The sequence below is a fragment of the Sphingosinicella sp. YJ22 genome (assembly GCF_011320075.1).
GTDB lineage: Bacteria > Pseudomonadota > Alphaproteobacteria > Sphingomonadales > Sphingomonadaceae > Allosphingosinicella.
Window position 1 is genome coordinate 26393 of the sequence record NZ_JAANPA010000003.1, and the last position, 21359, is coordinate 47751.

The 21359-nt window shown below is 66.6% G+C and carries 13 protein-coding genes; 7 read left to right on the forward strand and 6 right to left on the reverse strand.

What is annotated here, in order from left to right; genetic code table 11:
• Positions 1-2 precede the first annotated feature (2 nt).
• The 3 genes from G7B71_RS02170 to G7B71_RS02180 all read right to left on the reverse strand — a co-directional run bounded on the left by G7B71_RS02170 (position 3) and on the right by G7B71_RS02180 (position 8217).
• A complete protein-coding gene (locus tag G7B71_RS02170; protein ID WP_166037419.1) occupies positions 3-659 on the reverse strand; it encodes a hypothetical protein in 657 nt (218 codons plus the stop codon).
• Positions 660-756: 97 nt separating this feature from the next.
• The gene (locus G7B71_RS02175) at positions 757-2838 is read right to left on the reverse strand and encodes a response regulator (RefSeq protein WP_166037421.1); all 2082 of its coding nucleotides are present in this window, start codon (positions 2836-2838) and stop codon (positions 757-759) included.
• A gap of 3 nt (positions 2839-2841) precedes the next feature.
• Complete coding sequence (locus tag G7B71_RS02180) at positions 2842-8217, reverse strand: HAMP domain-containing protein (protein WP_166037423.1); 5376 nt, start codon at positions 8215-8217, stop codon at positions 2842-2844.
• A gap of 199 nt (positions 8218-8416) precedes the next feature.
• Between G7B71_RS02180 and G7B71_RS02185 the strand changes: the two genes are divergently transcribed.
• The 5 genes from G7B71_RS02185 to G7B71_RS02205 all read left to right on the forward strand — a co-directional run bounded on the left by G7B71_RS02185 (position 8417) and on the right by G7B71_RS02205 (position 11420).
• Positions 8417-8788, forward strand: coding sequence for a TrmB family transcriptional regulator (locus G7B71_RS02185; protein ID WP_166037425.1), 372 nt, complete (start codon positions 8417-8419; stop codon positions 8786-8788).
• Between the two features lie 2 nt (positions 8789-8790).
• Positions 8791-9072 carry a DUF5985 family protein gene (locus G7B71_RS02190; RefSeq protein WP_166037427.1) on the forward strand — a complete coding sequence of 94 codons (282 nt, stop codon included), beginning with the start codon at positions 8791-8793 and terminating at the stop codon, positions 9070-9072.
• Complete coding sequence (locus G7B71_RS02195) at positions 9069-9326, forward strand: DUF5985 family protein (protein ID WP_166037429.1); 258 nt, start codon at positions 9069-9071, stop codon at positions 9324-9326. The genes G7B71_RS02190 and G7B71_RS02195 overlap by 4 nt, the downstream gene beginning before the upstream one ends.
• A 172-nt stretch (positions 9327-9498) precedes the next feature.
• Complete coding sequence (locus G7B71_RS02200; protein WP_166037431.1) at positions 9499-10155, forward strand: HAD family hydrolase; 657 nt, start codon at positions 9499-9501, stop codon at positions 10153-10155.
• Between the two features lie 104 nt (positions 10156-10259).
• Positions 10260-11420 carry an aminotransferase gene (locus G7B71_RS02205; RefSeq protein WP_166037433.1) on the forward strand — a complete coding sequence of 387 codons (1161 nt, stop codon included), beginning with the start codon at positions 10260-10262 and terminating at the stop codon, positions 11418-11420.
• Here G7B71_RS02205 and G7B71_RS02210 read toward each other — a convergent pair.
• Positions 11414-12004: a TetR/AcrR family transcriptional regulator gene (locus G7B71_RS02210; protein ID WP_166037435.1), complete on the reverse strand. Its 591-nt coding sequence runs from the start codon at positions 12002-12004 to the stop codon at positions 11414-11416. The two genes, G7B71_RS02205 and G7B71_RS02210, sit on opposite strands and share 7 nt — an antisense overlap.
• A 118-nt stretch (positions 12005-12122) precedes the next feature.
• On the opposite strand from G7B71_RS02210, the gene G7B71_RS02215 reads away from it, so the two are divergent.
• Complete coding sequence (locus G7B71_RS02215; RefSeq protein ID WP_243406059.1) at positions 12123-15542, forward strand: acyl-[ACP]--phospholipid O-acyltransferase; 3420 nt, start codon at positions 12123-12125, stop codon at positions 15540-15542.
• Positions 15543-15570: 28 nt separating this feature from the next.
• Here G7B71_RS02215 and G7B71_RS02220 read toward each other — a convergent pair whose 3' ends face one another.
• Both G7B71_RS02220 and asd read right to left on the reverse strand, forming a co-directional pair.
• Positions 15571-18324 carry a M10 family metallopeptidase C-terminal domain-containing protein gene (locus G7B71_RS02220; protein ID WP_166037437.1) on the reverse strand — a complete coding sequence of 918 codons (2754 nt, stop codon included), beginning with the start codon at positions 18322-18324 and terminating at the stop codon, positions 15571-15573.
• A 262-nt stretch (positions 18325-18586) separates the two neighbouring features.
• Complete coding sequence (gene asd, locus G7B71_RS02225) at positions 18587-19558, reverse strand: archaetidylserine decarboxylase (RefSeq protein ID WP_166037439.1); 972 nt, start codon at positions 19556-19558, stop codon at positions 18587-18589.
• A gap of 64 nt (positions 19559-19622) precedes the next feature.
• Here asd and G7B71_RS02230 point away from each other — a divergent pair, with 64 nt between their 5' ends.
• Positions 19623-21281, forward strand: coding sequence for an aminotransferase class III-fold pyridoxal phosphate-dependent enzyme (locus tag G7B71_RS02230; RefSeq protein ID WP_166037441.1), 1659 nt, complete (start codon positions 19623-19625; stop codon positions 21279-21281).
• The last annotated feature ends 78 nt before the right edge of the window (positions 21282-21359 follow it).

Consider the following 21359-nt stretch of genomic DNA (forward strand, 5'->3'; position numbering starts at 1 on the left):
GGCTATTCGACGCGGAAGTCGGTGACGATCAGGCGGGCGCGGCCGGTGGCGTAGACGCCATGGCCATAGCCGTCGCCGCCGCCGAGCACGAAGCCGACCTGGTCGGCATTGGCGACCGCGTCGCGAAAGCCGGCGGGATTGGTCCGGGCGCTCGACCGCTCGACCGCGGTCCAGTTGCCGTCGAGCGGCGCGACCATCTCGAACGTGCCCGGCTGTAGCGGCGAGTGGGTCGCGAAGGTGCCGTACCAGCGATAGGCCTCGTAGCGGCCGCGTGCGCTCCAATTGTCGCCGCTGCGCTGGAAGAACGGCGTGATCATCGACGCCTGCGCGGGATTGGTGCGCGGCACGATGCGCACGCCGGGCGCCGCCTCGATGCGGTAGCGCATGACGATGCGGCGCTTGCCGGCGAGCGAGCCGTGACGGAAAGTGACGTAATGGACGCTGCCCGGCGCCTGCGGCAGGTCGATCGCGAACCCGCCGCCGCGAAGCGCGGTCGGATGCAGCGGCATGCCGTGCGAATAATTGCGGCCGCGGATGATCGGACCGATCGTCCACGCGCCCGCGGCCGGGGCCTGCACTGCCGAAGCGGCGGTCGTGGCCGCTCCGCCATCACAAGCGGCAAGCGACAACGCGAACAGGGTGGCGGCGTGAAACAACATCGAACGGTCCTCGAAAAGGCGTGATCTGCCCGCGCCTTAACCGAACTCGTCCTGCCTGAGCCTGAACCCGCGAGTCAGCTGCGGTGCAGATTCTGGCTCAGGCCGCCGCCTTGGCGCCCTCCATCGTCGCGGTCAGGCATGACCGCATCTGCTCCGGCGTGAACGGCTTGGGCAGGATGGCGACGTTGGCGGGCCGCTCGCCGATCGATTCCGTGTCGGCATAGCCGGTGATGATGATCGCCGGCAGGCCCGGCATCCGCTCGCGCGCCTGGCGGATCAGCTCGGCGCCCGACAGCTTGGGCATCGCATAGTCGCTGACCAGCAAGTCGAAGCCGTCCACCGCGGCCTGGATCAAGGCCAGGGCCTCCGGTCCGTCCCCAGCGGTGGTCACCTGGTGGCCCATGTCCCCAAGCAGGCCGGCGGTGATCGCGCGAACGCCGTCATGGTCGTCGACCAGCAGGATCCTGAGCGGGTCGCCGTCGGGCTCTTCGGCCGTCTCGCGCGCCTTGCCGGGATGGGGCTCTTCGGACGCCTCCGCCCGCGGCAGCCAAATCTCCACGCGGGTGCCCTTGCCGACGTGGCTCGCGATGCGGATCGCTCCGCCCGACTGCTTGGCGAAGCCATAGACCATGGACAGGCCGAGGCCGGTGCCCTTGCCGACTTCCTTGGTGGTGAAGAAAGGCTCCATCACCTGCTCGATCATGTCCGGCGCGATGCCGTGGCCGGTGTCGGTGACCGACAGGACGACATAGTCGCCGGGCGCGAGGTCGCCCTCGCCATGGTCCGGCGCCACCTTGCGATTGTCGGCGGCGACGGTGATCGTGCCGCCCTCGGGCATGGCGTCGCGCGCGTTGATGATGAGGTTCATCAACGCGAGCTCGAGCTGCGCCTCGTCGGCGAACGCGCAGCCGGGATTCTCCGCGATCTGCCACTCGACCTCGACCAGGCCGCCGAGCGTGTGGGCGACGAGGTCCGATACCGACTTGGCGAGGTGATTGATCTCGATGCGGTCAGGTTGCAGCTGCTGGCGCCGCGCGAAGGCGAGCAGCCGGCGTACCAGCTCGGACCCCTGCTCCGCCGCGTGCCGCGCCATGCCGAGGATCTTCTTGTGGTCGTCCTCGAGCGGCAGCCGTTTCTCGATGATCGACAGGCCGCCAAGCACCGCTGCGAGCAGATTGTTGAAGTCGTGCGCGATGCCGCCGGTGAGCTGGCCGATCGCGTCCATTTTGCGCGCCTGGACAAGCTGGCTTTCGAGCAGGCGCCGGTCGGTGACATCCATCAGGGTGCCGGCATATTCGACCGGCTTGCCGGCGGGATCACGCAGCAGGACCGCCTGGTCCAGGAAATGCTTGTATTCGCCGCTCGCGCAGCGCCAGCGATACTCGATGGCGAGCGCTCCGGTGCGCTTGCGCTCGTCGAGCGCCGCCATCACCCGCTCGCGATCCTCCGGGTGCAGCTGTTCGGACCATTGCCCCGCGCGTTCCTGCGCCTGGCCGTAGGTATACCCGGTGACCGCCTCGAAATTGCCGCTGACGAAGCCGGGCTGGCGCGGATTGCCCTCGAGCGGCTCCAGGTAAAGGATGATCGGCAGCGATTCGATGATCGCGGCCTGGCGCTGCTGCGCCCTCCTCAGCTCCTGCTCGGTGCGCAGAAGCTCGGCATTGGCCTTGAGGTTGGCGTCCAGCAGTTCCTGTTCGGCCCTGGCCTTGCGCTCGACCTCCTTGGTCATGTTGAACAGGTCGACGAACACCGCGACCTTGGACCTGAGCACGGTCGCGTCGACCGGCTTGAAGACATAGTCGACCGCGCCCATCGAATAGCCGCGCAGCAGATGCTCCATGTCCTTGTTGACCGCGGACAGAAAGACGATCGGGATGCGCTTGGTCTGCTCGCGCGAGCGGACCATCTGGGCGGTCTCGTAGCCGTCCATGCCGGGCATGTAGACGTCGAGCAGGATGACCGCGAACTCGCCCTTCAGCAGGTGGCGAAGCGCCTCCTCGCCCGAGCTCGCGACGACCACTTCGGCGACTTCCTCGAGCACGGTGCGGATGGCGAGCAGGTTGCGCTCGTCGTCGTCGACCACGAGCACTCGGGCGCGCGCGCTGGCCGCTTCGGCCGTAGCCAGCTTGGGCGCGGCCGCCGGCGCGGCCTTCGACGCTGCAGGTTTGATCGAAGCCATGTGTTACTCGGCGGCACCCTGGAGCGGCGACGCGCCGGTGCGCACCGGGTTTTCGCGCGCCCGGGCGATCCACACGCGGAGCAGCGCGAGCAGCAGGTCGATGTCGACCGGCTTGGCGATATAGTCCGACGCGCCCGCGTCGAGGCACTTCTCGCGGTCGCCCTTCATCGCCTTGGCGGTCACGGCGATCAACGGAAGCTCGGCGAGCTGGGGCCGCTGGCGGATCTGCTGCATCGTCTCGTAACCGTCCATCTCCGGCATCATGATGTCGATAAGCGCAATGTCGATGCCGGCAGTCTGTTCCAGAATCAGGATGCCATCCTTGCCACGTTCGGCGTGGAGCACCTCGACCTCGTGGCTCTCCAGCACGCTGGTCAGCGAGTAGATGTTGCGGATGTCGTCGTCGACGATGAGGATCTTGGCCCCGGCGAGCTCCGGCACCTCATGGGCCTTGGACTTGTCCGGCAGCAGCTCGACGACCTTGCGATCCTTCTTGATCGCCTTGGCCAGGTTCTTGAAGACCTTGGTCAACTCGGCGTCGTTGGCCGGCTTCTCGGTAACCCCGAACGCGCCCATCTCCATCACCTTGGCGACCTTGTCGGCGCCGGAAATGACGTGGATCGGCACGTGCGCGGTCTTCGGGTCGTGTTTCAGCAGGTCGAGCAGAACGAAGCCGTCGATGTCGGCGAGACCGAGGTCGAGCGTGATCGCGTGCGGCTTCAGCTTGCGCGCCAGCGCCAGCGTGCCCGCGCCCGCGGTCGAGATGACGCCCTTCAGGCCGACGCCCCGCGCCATGTCGAGCAGGATCGCGGCGAAGGTCGGGTCGTCCTCGACGATCAGGACGAACGGCGAATCGCCTAGATCGTCGCGGTCGTCGTTGACGTCGAAGCCGATCGGCAGCGCCAGCGGCACCATCGCGCCGCTATTGTCGTAGCGGGCGGTGGTGGTGGGCGGGCCGCTGCTGACCGACGCGGTGGCGTTCAGCGGGACGAACAAGGTGAAGGTCGAGCCCTCCCCGGGCTTCGACTTCACCTGCAGCTCGCCGCCGAGCAGGCGGGCGATCTCGCGGCTGATCGAGAGGCCGAGGCCGGTGCCGCCATATTTGCGGCTGGTGGTGCCGTCGGCCTGTTGGAACGCCTCGAAGATGAGCTTCTGCTTGTCCTCCGGGATGCCGATGCCGGTGTCGGTGACCGAGATCTCGATCGCCTTGTCGGCACCGCGAAGCACCGGGTGGTGCGGGCTCCAGCCGCTCGTCGCCGGCTTGACGTCGAGCGTGACGCTGCCGTGCGAGGTGAACTTGAAGGCGTTCGACAGCAGATTGAGGACGACCTGCTGGAGGCGCTTCTCGTCGGTTCGGATGGTCGCGGGCAGATCCTCGTCGACGCGGACCTGGAAATCGAGGTCCTTGTCCGCCGCGAGCTGGCGGAAGGTCCGCTCCATGTGCAGCTTGAGCGCGTGCATCGGCATCTCGCCGATCTCGATCGACACCGTTCCGGACTCGATCTTCGACAGATCGAGGATGTCGTTGATCAGGCTCAGGAGGTCCGAGCCCGCCGAGTTTATGGTGCGGGCGAACTCGACCTGTTTCTCGTTGAGGTTGCCGTGCGGGTTGTCCGCCAACAGCTTCGACAGGATGAGAAGCGAGTTGAGCGGCGTCCTGAGCTCGTGCGACATGTTCGCGAGGAACTCGGACTTGTATTTCGAAGTGAGCGCGAGCTGCTCGGCTTTCTCCTCGATGGCCCGGCGGGCCATGTCGATTTCGATATTCTTGGCCTCGACCTGCCGCTTCTCGTTCTCGAGCAGCTGCGCCTTCTCCTGCAGCTCCTCGTTGGTGTTGTGAAGCTCCTCCTGCTTGGTGGTGAGCTCGGTCTGGCGCGCCTGCAGCTCCTGGGTGAGCAGCTGAGACTGCTTGAGCAGGCCCTCGGTGCGCATCGTCGCCGCGATCGTGTTCAACACGATGCCGACCGATTCCATCAGCTGGTCGAGGAAGCTCTGGTGGGTCTCGTTGAACTCGCTGAACGAGGCGAGCTCGATCACCGCCTTGACCTCGTCCTCGAACAAAGCGGGCAGGATGGTGACGTTGGCCGGCGTCGCGTGGCCGAGACCGGAGCCGATCCGGACGAAGTCGCCCGGCACGTTCTCGAGCAGGATCGGCCGCTTGTCGGCGGCGGCCTGGCCGACCAGCCCCTCGCGCAGCTTGAACTTGCTCTTGAGCTCTTCCTTGCTCTCGGCGCCGTAGCTCGCGGCGAGCTCGAGCACATTGTCCTCGCCATCGCGCGAGGTGACGTAGAAGACGCCATATTGCGCGTTCACCAGCGGCGCCAGTTCCGACATGATCAGGTTCGACACGGTGGTGAGGTCGCGTTCGCCCTGCAGCATTCGGCTGAACCGGGCGAGGTTGGTCTTGAGCCAGTCCTGCTCCGCATTCTTCAAGGTCTGTTCCTTGAGGTTGCGGATCATCTCGTTGATGTTGTCCTTGAGCGCGGCCATCTCGCCCGACGCCTCGACGGCGACCGAGCGGGTGAGATCGCCCTTGGTCACGGCGGTGGCCACGTCGGCGATCGAGCGCACTTGGCTGGTCAGGTTGTTCGCCATCGCGTTGACATTGTCGGTGAGGTCGCGCCACAGGCCGGCAGCGCCCGGCACGCGCGCCTGGCCGCCGAGCTTGCCTTCGATGCCGACCTCGCGGGCCATGTTGGTCACCTGGTCGGCGAAGGTCGCCAGCGTCTCGATCATGAAGTTGATCGTCTCAGCCAGCGCCGCGATCTCGCCCTTCGCGTCCAGCGTCAGCTTCCGCTTGAGGTTGCCTTGCGCCACTGCGGTCACGACATCGGCGATGCCGCGCACCTGGTTGGTCAGGTTGTTGGCCATCAGGTTCACGTTGTCGGTGAGGTCCTTCCAGGTACCGCCGACCCCCGGCACGTTGGCCTGGCCGCCGAGCTTGCCCTCGGTGCCGACCTCACGCGCCACGCGGGTCACCTCGGACGCGAAGCCGTTGAGCTGGTCCACCATGGTGTTGATGGTGTCCTTGAGCTGAAGGATCTCGCCCTTCACGTCGACGGTGATCTTCTTGGAAAGGTCGCCGCGCGCCACGGCGGTGGTCACGTCGGCGATGTTGCGGACCTGGCCGGTGAGGTTCGCGGCCATCAGGTTCACATTGTCGGTGAGGTCCGCCCAGGTGCCGGCGACTCCGCGCACCTGCGCCTGGCCGCCGAGCTTACCCTCGGTGCCGACCTCGCGGGCCACGCGGGTCACCTCGGATGCGAAGGAATTGAGCTGGTCCACCATCGTGTTGATGGTGTTCTTGAGCTCCAGGATCTCGCCCTTCACGTCGACGGTGATCTTCTTAGACAGATCGCCCAAGGCCACTGCGGTCGTCACCTCGGCGATGTTGCGGACCTGGCCGGTGAGGTTGGCGGCGAGGTCGTTCACGTTGTCGGTGAGGTCCTTCCAGGTGCCGCCGACGCCTTCCACCTTGGCCTGGCCGCCGAGCTTGCCTTCCGAGCCGACCTCGCGCGCCACGCGGGTCACCTCGGACGCGAAGGAGTTGAGCTGGTCCACCATGACGTTGATGGTGTCCTTGAGCTCGAGGATCTCGCCCTTCACGTCGACGGTGATCTTCTTCGACAGATCGCCGCGGGCCACGGCGGTGGTCACGTCGGCGATGTTGCGGACCTGCGCGGTCAGGTTGCCGGCCATCAGGTTCACGCTGTCGGTGAGGTCGGCCCAGGTGCCGGCGACGCCTTCCACCTTGGCCTGGCCGCCGAGCTTGCCTTCCGAGCCCACCTCACGCGCCACGCGCGTCACTTCCGAGGCGAAGCCGTTGAGCTGGTCCACCAGGACATTGATGGTGTTCTTCAGCTCGAGAATCTCGCCCTTCACGTCGACGGTGATCTTCTTGGAGAGATCGCCTCTCGCCACCGCAGTCGTCACCTCGGCGATGTTGCGGACCTGGCCGGTGAGGTTCGCCGCCATCAGGTTCACATTGTCGGTGAGGTCGGCCCAGGTGCCGGCGACTCCGGGCACCTGCGCCTGGCCGCCGAGCTTGCCCTCGGTGCCGACCTCGCGGGCCACGCGGGTGACCTCGGACGCGAAGGCGTTGAGCTGGTCCACCATCGTGTTGATGGTGTTCTTGAGCTCGAGGATCTCGCCCTTCACGTCCACGGTGATCTTCTTCGACAGGTCGCCCTTGGCCACCGCGGTCGTCACCTCGGCGATGTTGCGGACCTGGCCGGTGAGGTTGCCGGCCATGCGGTTCACGCTGTCCGTCAAGTCGGCCCAGGTGCCGGCGACCCCGGGCACCTGCGCCTGGCCGCCGAGCTTGCCCTCCGTACCCACCTCGCGCGCCACGCGGGTCACTTCCGAGGCGAAGCCGTTGAGCTGATCGACCATGGTGTTGATGGTGTTCTTGAGCTCGAGGATCTCGCCCTTCACGTCCACCGTGATCTTCTTGGAGAGGTCGCCGCGCGCCACCGCGGTGGTCACCTCGGCGATGTTGCGCACCTGGCCGGTGAGGTTGGCGGCCATCAGGTTCACATTGTCGGTGAGGTCGGCCCACGTTCCGCCGACGCCCTCCACCTGCGCCTGGCCGCCGAGCTTGCCCTCGGTACCCACCTCGCGCGCCACGCGCGTCACCTCGGACGCGAAGGAATTGAGCTGGTCCACCATCGTGTTGATGGTGTTCTTCAATTCGAGGATCTCGCCCTTCACGTCGACGGTGATCTTCTTGGACAGATCGCCCAGGGCCACCGCGGTCGTCACCTCGGCGATGTTGCGGACCTGCGACGTCAGGTTCGTCGCCATCGCGTTCACGTTGTCGGTGAGGTCCTTCCAGGTGCCGGCGACGCCCTTTACGTTGGCCTGGCCGCCGAGCTTGCCCTCGGTGCCCACTTCGCGCGCCACGCGCGTCACTTCCGACGCGAACGAGGCGAGCTGATCCACCATGGTGTTCACGACCTTGCCGATGCGCAGGAACTCGCCGCGCAGCGGGCGGCCGTCGATCTCGACGGTCATCGACTGGCTAAGGTCGCCCTTGGCCACCGCGCCGATGACGCGCGACACCTCGGCGGTCGGCTGGACCATGTCGTCGATCAGCTCGTTGAGAGCCTTCAGCTTGGATTCCCAGCCGCCGGTCGCACCCCGCACCGATCCGCGCTGGTTGATCTTGCCTTCCTTGCCGACGACCCGCGACAGCCGCTCGAACTCGTTGGTCATCTGCTCTTCGAGGCTGACCACCTCGTTGAACAGGGTGGCGATTTCCGAATCGACCCCGGTGAGGTCGTCGGGCAAGCGCACGGAAAAGTCGCCGCGCCTGAGGCTGCGCAGAGCAGCGACGAGCTGGCGGCGGTCGAGAAATTCGCGGGGGTTCTCGGCGTTCACGTGCTACTCCTAGACTTTATCCTCCCCCCTCAAAGTGTTGGCAGGCCCCCCGGCCTCTGGGCGTTCTCATAGCCCAGCCTTAGCGAAACGCTCCAACAAAATCGTAAAAGCGGCGGTCAGGGGTTGCCTCCCCGGCCTGGGCGGTTAGGTACCCCCCAACGGGCGGCGGGAAAGAGGACAAGCGGGAACATTGGGACGAATGGCCTCCGACCAAGAGGTAGAAAGCTTCATCAGGGCGACATTTCGCTCCACCTGGTCTCTGGAGACGCTGCTGCTGCTGCGTCGCGATTCCGAGCGATGGTGGACGCGTGGTGACATCGTGGCATCGCTGCGGGCCAGCGACCTGGTGGTCAGCAACAGCCTTGAACGGCTGTGCGTCGCCGGGCTCGTCATGGTCGAGGAAGGCGGAACGGCGCGCTACCAGCCCGTCGACCCGGCGCTCGACGATCTCGTCGAAGGCACCGAGCAGCTCTATGCGCGCAGTCCCGACGCGGTCCGGCGGATGATCGTCGCGGCGACCAATCCGGGCATCACCGCCTTCGCCGATTCATTCAGACTCAAGAAGGACTGACCATGGCCGAAATCCTCCCCGCCATCGTCTATTTCCTCTGCTTCGCCACCAGCGCGGCGTGCGCGGGGCTGCTCGCGCGCAATTACCGCAAGACGCGTGCGCCGCTGCTGCTGTGGAGCTCGCTCTGCTTCCTGTTCCTGGCCGGAAACAATTTCGTGGTGATCCTCGACCTGTTGCTAATCCCCACCATCGACTTCCGCCTGACCAGGCTGCTGTTGTCGCTCGCAGCGGTCGCCGTTCTGCTGTTCGGCTTCATCTGGCGCCACAGCGAGGAGGATGCATGACCCTGCTCGATTTCCTTGCCGGTGCGGTCACCTTCGGCTTCCTGGCCTGCGCCCTGTTCTTCCTTCGCTTCTGGCAGCGCACCCGCGATTCCCTGTTCCAGGCGTTCGCGATCGCCTTCCTGTTGCTCGGTCTGGTCCAGGCGACCCTCGCGCTCGGCAACATCCCGGTCGAGGAGCGCAGCTGGCTCTATGCCATCCGGCTCTCCGCCTTCCTCCTCATCCTGTTCGCGATCGTCCGCAAGAACAGGGCCTGACCCGTCCGGATCGGCCGTCATAGTCGCACGTCTTCTCGCCGCGGCGCTCCTGCGCGCGACGGCGACCGCCGGTTGCAATGATTCTACGAGCGCTCGGCTTATTATGACGACCGCCATTTGCTCTACCCGATCGGTCGGGAACTGAACTGACGGCGTAGCGCGTTAAGCCGGCATGACCCGGCTGCGCGCGATCCTGTTCGACCTCGACGGCACGCTCGTCGACACCAACGAGTTGCATGTGGAGGCGTGGGACCGAGCCTTTCGAGCGCACGGCCACGAATTCACCCGCGAGCGCATCCACGGCCAGATCGGCAAGGGTGGCGACAATCTCCTGCCGAGCCTGCTTCCCGACGCCAGCGAAGAGGAGCTGGAGGCGATCGATGAGCGCCACGGCGAAATCTACAAAGAGGAGTTGATGCCGACGGCGCGGCCGTTCCCGCGCGCAACCGACCTGCTCGGTCGCGCCAGGGACGGGGGCCTCAAGGTGGTGCTCGCCTCCTCCGCCGGCGGCGAGGAGATCGACCATTATGAGGAACTGCTCGGCAAGCACCTCATCTCCTTCACCACCGGCAAGGACGACGTCGAGTCGTCCAAGCCCTGCCCCGACATCTTTGAGGCGGCGCTTGAGAAAGGTGGGCTGAAGCCGGAGGAAGCGATCGTCGTTGGGGACACGCCCTACGACGTGCTCGCCGCCAAGCGTGCCGGCCTCGAATGCATCGCCCTCCTCTCCGGCGGCTTCTCCGACGAGGAGCTTCGCGCCGCGGGCGCGGTGGCGATCTACCGCGACGCCGCCGATCTGCTCGACAATTGGGATGAGCTGCCGCTTTGATCCCCCCAATCGTCATTGCGAGCGAAGCGATCCAGTCCACTGCTGGATTGCTTCGTCGCTCCGCTCCTCGCAATGACGGGCACGTGAGCTGACCAGGAAGCCCGATGCACCCGCTCTACGCCGCCATGCCGATCTCCTTCTTCGAGCGCATGTCGATGCGCGCTCGCGAGACCGGCGCGATCAATCTCGGCCAGGGCTTCCCGGACGGCGCCGGCCCGCCGGCGGTGCTTCAGGCCGCCGCCGACGCGCTGCTGACCCGGTCGAACCAATATCCGCCGATGATGGGCCTGTCCGAACTGCGCCAGGCGGTCGCGTCGCATTATGCGCGCGAGCAGGGACTCGATCTCGCCTCCGACGATGTCGTGGTCACCTCCGGCGCCACCGAGGCGATTGCGGCGGCGATCCTCGCGCTCGTCGAGGACGGCGACGAGGTGCTGATGTTCCCGCCGCTCTACGACGCCTACGGCCCGCTCGTGCGCCGCGCCGGCGGCGTGCCCCGCTACGTCCGGCTCGAGCCGCCTGAGTGGCGGATCACGCCCGAAGCGCTCGAGGCCGCCGCTTCGCCGAAGCTCAGGCTCGTCATCTTCAACGACCCGCTTAACCCGTCAGCGACGATCGCGTCGGCGGAGGACCGCGCCGCCCTCGCCCGCTTCTGCATCGCGCACGACCTCATCGCGATCTGCGACGAGGTGTGGGAGCATGTCGTGTTCGACGGCGCTCGCCACCGCTCGCTGACGGCCGAGCCCGGCATGGCCGAGCGAACCGTGAAGATCGGCTCGGCGGGAAAGATCTTCGCGCTCACCGGATGGAAGGTCGGCTGGATGTGCGCCGCCCCTGCCCTCGCGAAAGTGCTCGCGCGGGCCCACCAGTTCCTCACCTTCACCACCCCGCCCAACCTGCAATATGCGGTGGCGCAGGGGCTGGACCATGAGGCGGCCTGGATCGAGCAGAGCCGCGCCGGCTTCGAGCGCTCGCGCGACCGGCTCGCCGCCGGTCTCGCCCGCATCGGCCTCATTACCCAGCCGAGCGCGGCGACCTGGTTCCTGTCGCTCGACCTCGCCGCCTCCGGAATCGCGATGACCGACGAGGCCTTCTGCGACTGGGCGGTCGAGAAGGCCGGAGTCGCCGTCATCCCCATCTCGGCTTTCTATCCGGAGGACCCGGTCACCCACCTCGTCCGCCTATGCTTCGCCAAGCAGGACTCGACCCTGGACGAGGCCTTGGCGCGGCTGGGGCGGGCGCTGCCCAACCTTCGGGCTCAGTAATGCGTCACCGTTAGCGCCGCGCGGATTCGGGCGAGCGCGGCTGCGCGCGGATCGCCGCCGAAGCTGCGGTAGGTGCCGTTGAGGGCGAAGGTGCAATGGCCATGGACGATCGCCACCAGCGAGCCGGTCAGCGCATGAGTCACCGCATCGACAGGACTGCCGAGAACCGCCGCGACCTCGCGTTCGATGATGCCAATCAGTCCGCCGAACGCCTGGTTGAAACGCTCCGTCACCTCCTCGCCCGGCGGCATGCGATGGTCGTAGAGCGCCATCCAGCGATTGGGATTGGCCTCGGCGAAATCGAAATAGCCGTTCACCAGTGCGCCGATACGGTCGGGGCCTGCCCCGCTCAGCCGGTCCTCAAGCGCCTGGGTCCAGCCGAGCAGCGTTCGCGTGTTGATGGCGAGGACGAAGCGGTCGTAGCTGCCGAAGACGTTGTAGAGCGTGCCGACCGAATAGCCGACGCGCTTGGCCACCTCGCGCGCCGAGAAGCGCGCAAAGCCGGCCTCGGCCATGTGCGCCTCGCCCGCAGCGAGGAATAAAGCTTCGAGTTCCGTCCTGCTATGATCGGATCGGCGGCCCATAGAGGTAGCCTAGGGAAGAAATTGATCACTGTCTATTTTCTATATTGAACAGTGATCAATTTAATGAGACAAGCAGGCTGAGGGCGCCGAATCGCGCGGCCCCGGGGGAGGATAACCGATGTCCGCACCGCAATTCTCGCTGCTCGGCACCCGCCGGCTGGGCCCGTTGTTCCTGGTTCAGTTCCTCACCGCGCTGAACGACAATCTGTTCAAGTTCGCGATGCTGTTCCTCGCGACCTACACGATCTTCGCCGGCGAGCCGGAGCGGGCGGCGATGCTGGCACTGGTCGCGACCGGTTTGTTCACCCTGCCCTATTTCCTGTTCGGCGCCGTCGCCGGCCAGATCGCCGACGCGTGGGACAAGGCGCGGCTCATCCGCTGGGTGAAGGCGGCCGAGATCGCCATCATGGGCATCGGCCTCACCGGCTTTGCGCTCCAGTCGATCCCGCTGCTGCTTGCCGGCCTGTTCCTGATGGGCTGCCATTCGACGCTGTTCGGGCCGGCCAAGTACGCGATCATCCCTCAGCACCTTCACCGCGACGAGGTGATGGGCGGCACCGGCTTGATCGAGGCCGGCACCTTCCTCGCCATTCTGTCGGGGCAGCTCATGGCCGGCATCATCGCGCCCTGGTATGCCGGTCTGACCGCGATGGGCCTCGCACTGCTCGGCTTCGTCGCCTCCCTCGCCATCCCGGCCGCCCCGTCGTCGGCGGCGGGGCTCGTCATCGATCCCAATCCGTGGCGCAGCAGCAAGCGCCTGATCGCGGTCGCCAAGCACGGCCCGGGCGTGTGGCTGTGCATCCTGGGCATCAGCTGGTTCTTCGCCGTGGGCGCGGTGATGCTGTCACAGTTCACGCCGCTGGTCGACGGCGTGCTTCGCGGCGACCCGAGCGTCGCCAACCTGTTCCTGATCGTCTTCTCGGTCGCCGTCGCGCTCGGCTCGGTCACCGTCAACCGCCTGCTCAAGGGCGAGATTTCCGGCCGCTACGTGCCGGTGTCGGCGCTGATCCTCGCCGCCTTCATGATCGACCTGTGGCTCGCGACGCGCGGCTTCGTGCCTGGCGAGGTCGCATCCAACTGGCGCAGCTTCGCCGGCTCCTTCGCCTCGATCCGAATCCTCGTCGACCTGTTCTTCATCGCCTTCGCAGGCGGCATGTTCGTCGTCCCGCTCTACGCGATCCTGCAGACCAGCGGCCCGGCCGAGGAGCGCTCCCGCCGAATCGCCGCCAACAATATCGTCAACGCCGCGGTCGGCGTCGTGGTGATCGGCGTCATCGCGCTGATGGTGATGGCCGGCATCGGCGTTCCCGGCGTGATCGGCGCGATGGGCGCGGCCACGCTCGTTGTGGCGCTCATCTCCTGCTGGCTGCTGCCGGAGACGGTGATCAAGGCGCTCGTCAAAGGTCTGCTGCGCCTCTTCTACCGGGTCGAAATCACCGGCGCGGAGCATATGCCTAAGCCCGGCCAGCCCGCGGTGGTGGTGGTCAACCACGTCTCGTACCTCGACGGTCTGCTGCTCGCCGCCTTCCTGCCCGGCAAGCCGACCTTCGCCATCCACAGCGCCGTCGCCCGGCAATGGTGGGCGCGGCTGGCGATGAAGCTGTTCAAGGCCTTCCCGCTCGACCCGACCAACCCCATGGCCGCCAAGGCGATGGTCAAGACGGTGAAGGAAGGGAACACGCTGGTCATCTTCCCGGAAGGACGGATCACGGTCACGGGCGCTCTGATGAAGGTGTTCGACGGCCCCGGCATGGTCGCCGACAAGGCCGACGCTCCGGTCGTCCCTGTACGCATCGACGGCGCCCAGTACACCCGCTTCTCGCGGCTCAAGGGCAAGGTCCGCCTGCGCCGCTTCCCCAAGATCCGGCTGACCGTGCTGCCGCCGCGCCGCTTCGCGGTGGCGGGCGAGATGTCCGCGCGGGCGCGCCGCGCCGCCGCCGGGCGCCAGCTCTACGACGTGATGAGCGGCATGATCTTCGAGACGTCGGACACCAGCCGTACCCTCTACGAGGCACTGCTCGACGCCAAAGCGATCCATGGCGGCAAGGCCCAGGTGGTCGAGGACGTGAAGCGCGAGCCGCTCACTTATTCACGCCTTATCGTCGGGACCAAGGCGCTCGGCCGCGCCTTCAAGGCGCGCACGGCTGAGGGCGAGGCGGTCGGCCTGCTCCTCCCCAACGTCAACGGCGCGGTGGTGAGCTTCTTCGCGCTCCAGGGCCTCGGCCGCGTGCCGGCGATGCTCAACTACACCGCGGGTCTCACCAATTTGAAGGCCGCCTGCATCGCCGCGGAAGTGAAGACCATCGTCACCGCCCGCGCCTTCGTCGAACAGGCCAAGTTGCAGGATGTCGTCGCCGGCCTCGAGGCGGACGGCCGCTCGATCCTCTATCTCGAGGACGTCGCCGCGACGATCGGCACCGGCGCCAAGCTGCGCGCGATGATCGGCGCCCGCTTCGCCCGACGGCTGCTCGCGCGCCGTAAGCTGTCGCCCGACGCGCCGGCGGTGATCCTGTTCACCTCGGGCTCGGAGGGCCTGCCCAAGGGCGTCGTGCTCACTCACCGCAACCTGCTGTCGAACTGCCTGCAGCTGGCCGCGCGAATCGACTTCAACCCGAGCGACATCGTCCTGAACGCGCTGCCGGTCTTCCACAGCTTCGGCCTGACCGGCGGAACGCTCCTGCCGATCCTCAACGGCGTGAAGACGGTCCTCTATCCGAGCCCGCTCCACTACCGCATCGTGCCGGCGCTCGCCTACGACGCCAACGCCACCATCCTGTTCGGCACCGACACCTTCCTCGCCGGCTATGCCCGCATGGCACACAGCTACGATTTCTACGCCCTTCGCTACATCTTCGCCGGGGCCGAGCGGGTGCGCGACGAGACGCGCAAGACCTATGCGGACAAGTTCGGCCTGCGCATCCTCGAAGGCTATGGCGCGACCGAGGCGGGGCCGGTCATCGCGGTCAACACGCCGATGCACTTCCGCCCCGGCACCGTCGGGCGCCTGCTGCCCGGAGTCGAGGCGCGGCTCGACGAGGTGCCCGGAATCGACAATGGCAAGCGCCTCGCGATTCGCGGCCCCAACATCATGGCCGGCTATCTCAAGGCCGACGCGCCCGGCGTGCTCCAGCCCCCCGAGGGCGGCTGGCACGACACCGGCGACATCGTCACCGTCGACGAGGAAGGCTTCGTGACGATCCGCGGCCGCGCCAAACGCTTCGCCAAGATCGGCGGCGAGATGGTCTCGCTGCCTGCGGTCGAGGGCTATGCCGCCGCTGTGTGGCCGAACGCCGACCATGCCGTCGTCACCCGTCCGGACCCGAAGAAGGGCGAGCAGCTCGTGCTGTTCACCACCGAGCCGACCGCCGCCGCGGCAGCGCTCCAGGCTTGGGCCCGCGGCAACGGAGTCACCGAGCTGTCGGTGCCCAGGGACGTCCGGGTGGTGGACGCGCTGCCGGTGCTCGGCACCGGCAAGCTCGACTATGTGACGATGACCGCGACCGCCGCCGCGGGAGCGGAAAAAGCGGCGGCGGCCTGATCGTTCGGACCCCCGCCGCCTCCGGGCCTCACAACATGAAATCGCTGGTCACGATCGGCGCGCCGTTCGTGACGACGATGTGGAGATCGGCGAGGCCGTCGCCATTGGTGTCGCCGTAGAGATTGCCGATTCCGCCGACGACCTCGTAGCGCAGCTGTCCGGCGGTGCCGGAGAAGGCCGCGTTGCCGATGAACGAGAAGGCGTCGTTGACCGTGGTACCGGCGACGGCGTCGATCGCGGACAGGTCGATCTTGTCGACCCCGGACAGGAAGTCCTGGATCCGGTCGGCAGCCCCCAGCACGCTGTCGCTCGTCGAAGCGTAGCGGAAGGTGTCGGCGCCCGCGCCGCCGGTCAGCAGGTCGAGACCGGCGCCGCCGTCGAGCACGTCGTTGCCGTCGAGACCTTTGATGTTGTCGCTGCCGCCCATGCCGCGCAGGGTGTTGGCGCCGTTGTTGCCGGTCATCGAGTTGGTGAACTCGTTGCCGGTGAGGTCGAGCGCCTCGGTGAGCCGATAGTCGGCCGTGCCAAGCACCTCGACCTCGGCACCCGCGGTCAGGGTGTAGCTGGTCCGCGCCCAGACATAATCGAGGCCCTGACCTGCGAGCTCGACCACCACGTCGCCGCCATCGACATAATAGATGTCGTTGCCGAGGCCGCCCTCGAGCCGATCCGTGCCGGTGCCGCCGTCGAGCGTGTCGTTGCCTTCGAGGCCCTTGAGCGTGTCCATGCCGGCGCCGCCGCGCAGGTGGTTGACGCCGTTATTGCCGACCAACTGGTTGTTGAGCTCGTTGCCGGTGAGATCGATCCTGTCGGTCAGCCGGTAGTCGGCGGTGCTGAGCAGCTCGATCGAGACGCCGAGCCCCAGCGCGTAGTTGGTGCGGGCTGACGCGACGTCGATGCCCTCGCCGTCCAGCTCGACGATCGTGTCACCGGCGTCGACGAAGTAGCGGTCGTTGCCGAGGCCGCCTTCCATCCGGTCGATTCCGGCGCCGCCGTCGAGGAAGTCATTGCCGCCGTTGCCGACGAGATGGTCGTTGCCGCCATTGCCGCGCAGGCTGTTGCCGGCATCGTTGCCGATCAGCGTGTCGTTGCCGGCACCCGACGTCGCATTCTCGATCGTGACTCCATTGGCGATGGTGTAGCCGCCATGGATGCCATTGGCGAAGGAGACGCGGCCGCCGCCGCCCACTTCATATTGGAGGGTCGCGGCGCGCAGATCGATCGTCGCGTTGCGGGCGCCGTTATAGACGATCTGGTCGGTGCCGCCGCCGTCCCAGATGGACGAGAAATAGGTGCCTGCGGCGTTGACGTCCTTCATCACATAGGTGTCGTTCCCGGTCGCCCAGTCCTCGTTGACTCCATATTTGTCCTGGATGGCGGCGATGTCGAACGCCATCAGCCCGCCGAGATAGCCGTAGCCGACATTGGTCGGCGCGTTGCCGTAGGGCGAGCTCTGCCAGCCGTCCTCATAGGACATCATCGTGAAGACGCCCTGGTTGAGCTCGAAATCGCCGGTCGTGTAATTGGCGACGGAGGTCGCGGTTTCCTGCTCGACTCCGTTCATGATGCCCGAGCGGCCGCCATTGTCGTGCGGGTGGGCGAGGCCGTGGCCGTGGCCGAACTCGTGGATCAGGGTGACGAACGAGAAGCCGCCCTGAGCGAGGTCGCGCGCGTTCCAGCGCTCGTCGCCGGAATTGAACTGGGCGAGGCCCTCGTCGCTCTCGTCGGGCGGGCTCATCGATCCGAGCAGCGAGACGCCGGGGCCAGGCGTGCCGATGTAGCTGGTGTACATGAAGTCCGCCTGGCTGCGGTCCTGGACCTCGAGATAGACGACGTCGGCCACCTTCTCGAACTCGCCGAGAGCGGTCCACACCGCATTATATTCGAATTCCTGGATCGCCACCGCGGTGATGGTCGCGGGCGGCAAGCCGGGATTGGTCGGGTCGTTCGAGACGAACACATCGCCCGGCTTGGCGAAATAAATGGTGATGACGTTCTTGCCGGTGATGTCCTTGCCCTGCGCCTCGGCGAGGGCGGGAATGTCGATCAAACTCGTATAGGTCGGCGTGCCCGGGTCGTTGCCGGTGTCGCGCGTGCCCTCGTCACCGTCGGGATTGCGGACCGACTGGTTGACTCGGTTGACCTGCGTCCCCCAGTCGATCGCGTAGAGCGGACTGTCGACGTCATAATAGGGCGTGTAGATGTTGGGGTCGTTCGGGTCCTGCTCGCGGACGAACAGCTCATAGTCGCCGACCGAGTCCCCGGTCGACGTCGCCGGCGAATTGGAAAAGGCGCGGGCGTTGACATAAAAGGTGCCGCTCACCTCGGGCGTGTAGGTCAACAGGACGTCGAAGCCCGAATTCAGTTCGTTGTACGGCGTGTTGGCGCCGCCATCCGCGCTGACGATGAACGTAGTGCCGTCGGCGCCGTACAGTTCGAGATAGGGATCGGTGAGCCCGACCGCGTTGGGGCCTCCGTTGAAGGAATAAAGGCCAATTTCGTAGGTGACTCCGGCGGTCAGGGTGACCTGATAGAAATCCTGGTCGCCGATCGTATCGATGGTGGAGATGATCGGCGTCGTCACGCCCGGGCCGGTGACGGTGATCGTCGGATTGCTGTTGCCGACGGTGTCGGGGGCGTCGGGAACGTTGTCGGTGGTGATGAGAAGCTCCGGCGTGACCGGCGGCTTCAGGTCGCCGACCCCGTCGGGGGTCAGTCCGTAAAGCGGCTTGTAGAAGCTATCGATCGTCGCGGCATCGCGGCCGGCGCAAATCCTGCACATCGACTCATTCTCCTCCACTGGTCCCGGCCAATGGAGAACGAATCGCGCACCCATAATAATCCCGGCAGGAACAGGCGGGGATGCGCCGAAGGCTTCGCCTCAACGGGCGAAACCAGGACAGGGCGCTGAACAATCGTTGCGGAATTCGAACAACATAGCCGATTGGCCCGCCGAACGCCGCGTTAACTTTTTGGTTCCTGTGTTGCGGTTCTTACGGTGCCGATACGGTTGAACCGCATCGCTCTTCCGACGAGCCGAACCTCTATTCGCCGATTTCGGCGCGCACCTCCGCCGGGACCCGCATCAGCGCCTGGCCGGCCTTGATGCGCGCGCCCTCGCCGATGCCGTCGGCCAGATCGAAGCCGTCCGGAGCGAACATAATGATGGTCGAGCCATGCTCGAACCAGCCCATCTCCGCCCCCTTGGCCATATCCGCCAGGCAGGGAATGCGGTGCACGACGCCGAGCCTGGCGCCGCCGCCCCGCCGCCTGGTGCGCAGGCCGCGCCCGAAACCGCCCGTGCGGCGGCGGCGGTTGATCTCGTGGCGCGGGCGCAGGTGCCGCACCGTGTCGCAGAAATGGAAGCGGATGCTGGCCACCAGGATCGCCGCGACCGGCACCAGCATGATCGGATGGCCGGACGGTTGCAGGCGGCAATGGACCAATGCCCGCTCGTTCTTGCAGAACAGTTTCTCGACCCGTTTCAGCGCGATCGGGTTCACGTTCCAGGTGTCGCCGGAAATGTAGGTGACCCCTTCCACGACCAGATCGTGGGGCGCGTGGAAGCGGTGATAGTCCGAGCTGGTCAGCCGGATCGTCGCGAAGCGGCCGTTGCGGAACGTGCCGCTGTCGGCCTCGTCGCCGAGCAGGTCGCGGAGCGTGTAGGGGAAGCCCTTGATCTGGTAGAGATGGTCGCCGTCGATGCGGCCGCAGGCGCCGACGATGCCGTCGCACGGGCTCGCGAGGATCTCCGGATGCGGATCGACAGGCCGCGCGCCGGGCTTGAGCCGGCGGGTGAACACGTCGTGCATCGACCGGAACTTGGTCGTCGCCGCCTCCGACAGGTCGAGGTCGGTGAACAGCTTCCACGCGGCGATCGAGGTCCTGCGCACCACCGGGTTCTCGATCTTCGAGAACCAGCCCATGAACCGCGTCGTCAGCCGCCGCGGCAGGCGGTTGGTGAGGAGAAAGTTCAGATCCTCTTGAGCGACAAGTCTGTGCAGGGCAGAGCGCATGACGAGCAGTCGCTTTCCGAACGAGGGCCGCGGGGGCGGCGCCCATATAGAGCAGGTCACGCGAATGAAACGCCGAAATCTCGCCGTCGCGTCGGCGGCGGCCGCGCTCCTCACGCTCGGCTTCGCCAAGGGCAAGAAGCGCCTCGACCTGTCGCGGGCCAAGCATCCCGGCCTCGCCGGCCATGCCAAGATGGCCAAGCACGTCGCCGGCATGATCCCCTTCTACGAATATGACGAGGCCAAATTCTTCACCGCCGACGACCCGCCGCTGGACGTCGCGGACCGGCGCCGAGCCGCGTTTGAGCGGATGTCCGAGGACTTCCACAGCCGCTTCGCCAAGACGCTGGCGCTGACCAGGGAGACGCGCGAGGGCCTGTCCGACCTCCAGTTCACCTCGACCTACCGGGTGCCGTTCCAGTTCAGCCGCATCGTCCGCGACAGGCTGCCGAGCGGCGTGTTCCTCCAGTCGTCCCACGGCGTGATGGTCACCGACCTCGACGGCAACGACTTCTACGACCTCACCGGCAGCTACGGCGTCAACCTGTTCGGCTACGATTTCTACAAGGAGACGATCGCGGAAGGCGCCGCGATGGTCGCCGAATTGGGGCCGGTGCTTGGCCTGTTCCACCCGGTCGTCGCGGACAATGTCGCGCGCCTCCGCGCGGTGTCGGGGATGGACGAAGTCTCGTTCCACATGTCGGGCACCGAAGCGGTGATGCAGGCGGTGCGCCTCGCCCGCTACCATACCGGCAAGTCGCATCTCGTCCGTTTCGCCGGCGCCTATCATGGCTGGTGGGGCGACGTTCAGCCCGGCATCGGCAACCCCGTTCCCGCCGAACGCACCTACACGCTCGCCGACATGTCCGAGCAGACGCTTCACGTGCTCAAGACGCGCAGGGACATCGCCTGCGTGCTGGTCAATCCGCTGCAGGCGCTTCACCCCAACAGCGCCGCGCCGGCCGATTCCGCGCTGATTGCGGGGCGCTCGTCGCAGCCCGCCGACCGCGAGGCCTATGGCGCGTGGCTGCGGCGCCTCGCCGACACCTGCCGCGAAGCCGGCATCGTGCTGATCTTCGACGAGGTGTTCGTCGGCTTCCGCCTCGCCCCCGGCGGCGCGCGCGAATATTTCGGAGTCGAGCCCGACATGATCACCTACGGCAAGTCGCTCGGCGGCGGCCTTCCCGTCGGCGTCCTCACCGGCCGCGCCGACCTCATGCGGCGGTTCAAGGAGGACAAGCCGGCCGACCCGCTGATCGCGCGCGGCACGTTCAATTCGCACCCCTATGTGATGGGCGCGATGAACGCCTTCCTGCGCCGGCTCGACAGCGCGGAGGTGCGCGCGATCTATGACGGCATCGACGAGCGCTGGAACGCGCGCGCCGCTTCGCTGAACGCGCGGCTCGAGGCGGAAGAACTGTCTCCGCGAATCACGAACCTGTCGAGCATCTGGACGGTCGGCTATGCGCAGCCGTCGCGCTACAACTGGATGTTCCAATATTATCTGCGCGCCCACGGGCTGATGCTGAGCTGGGTCGGCACCGGCCGCCTGATCTTCAGCCTCAACTACAGCGATGCCGACTTCGAGGCAGTGAGCGAGCGCTTCGTCGTCGCCGCCCGGGCGATGCAGGACGACGGCTGGTGGCGCGGCGACGAGCGCCTCACCGACAAGAAGATCAAGCGCCAGATCCTCAAGGAAACGCTCGGCAGGAAGATCGCCGGCTGAATCCACAACTATTCGCCGCTTGCGGATAAACCCGTCTTGCCAAGGTCTTGTTGGCCGCACACCATGGTGTCGCGGGAG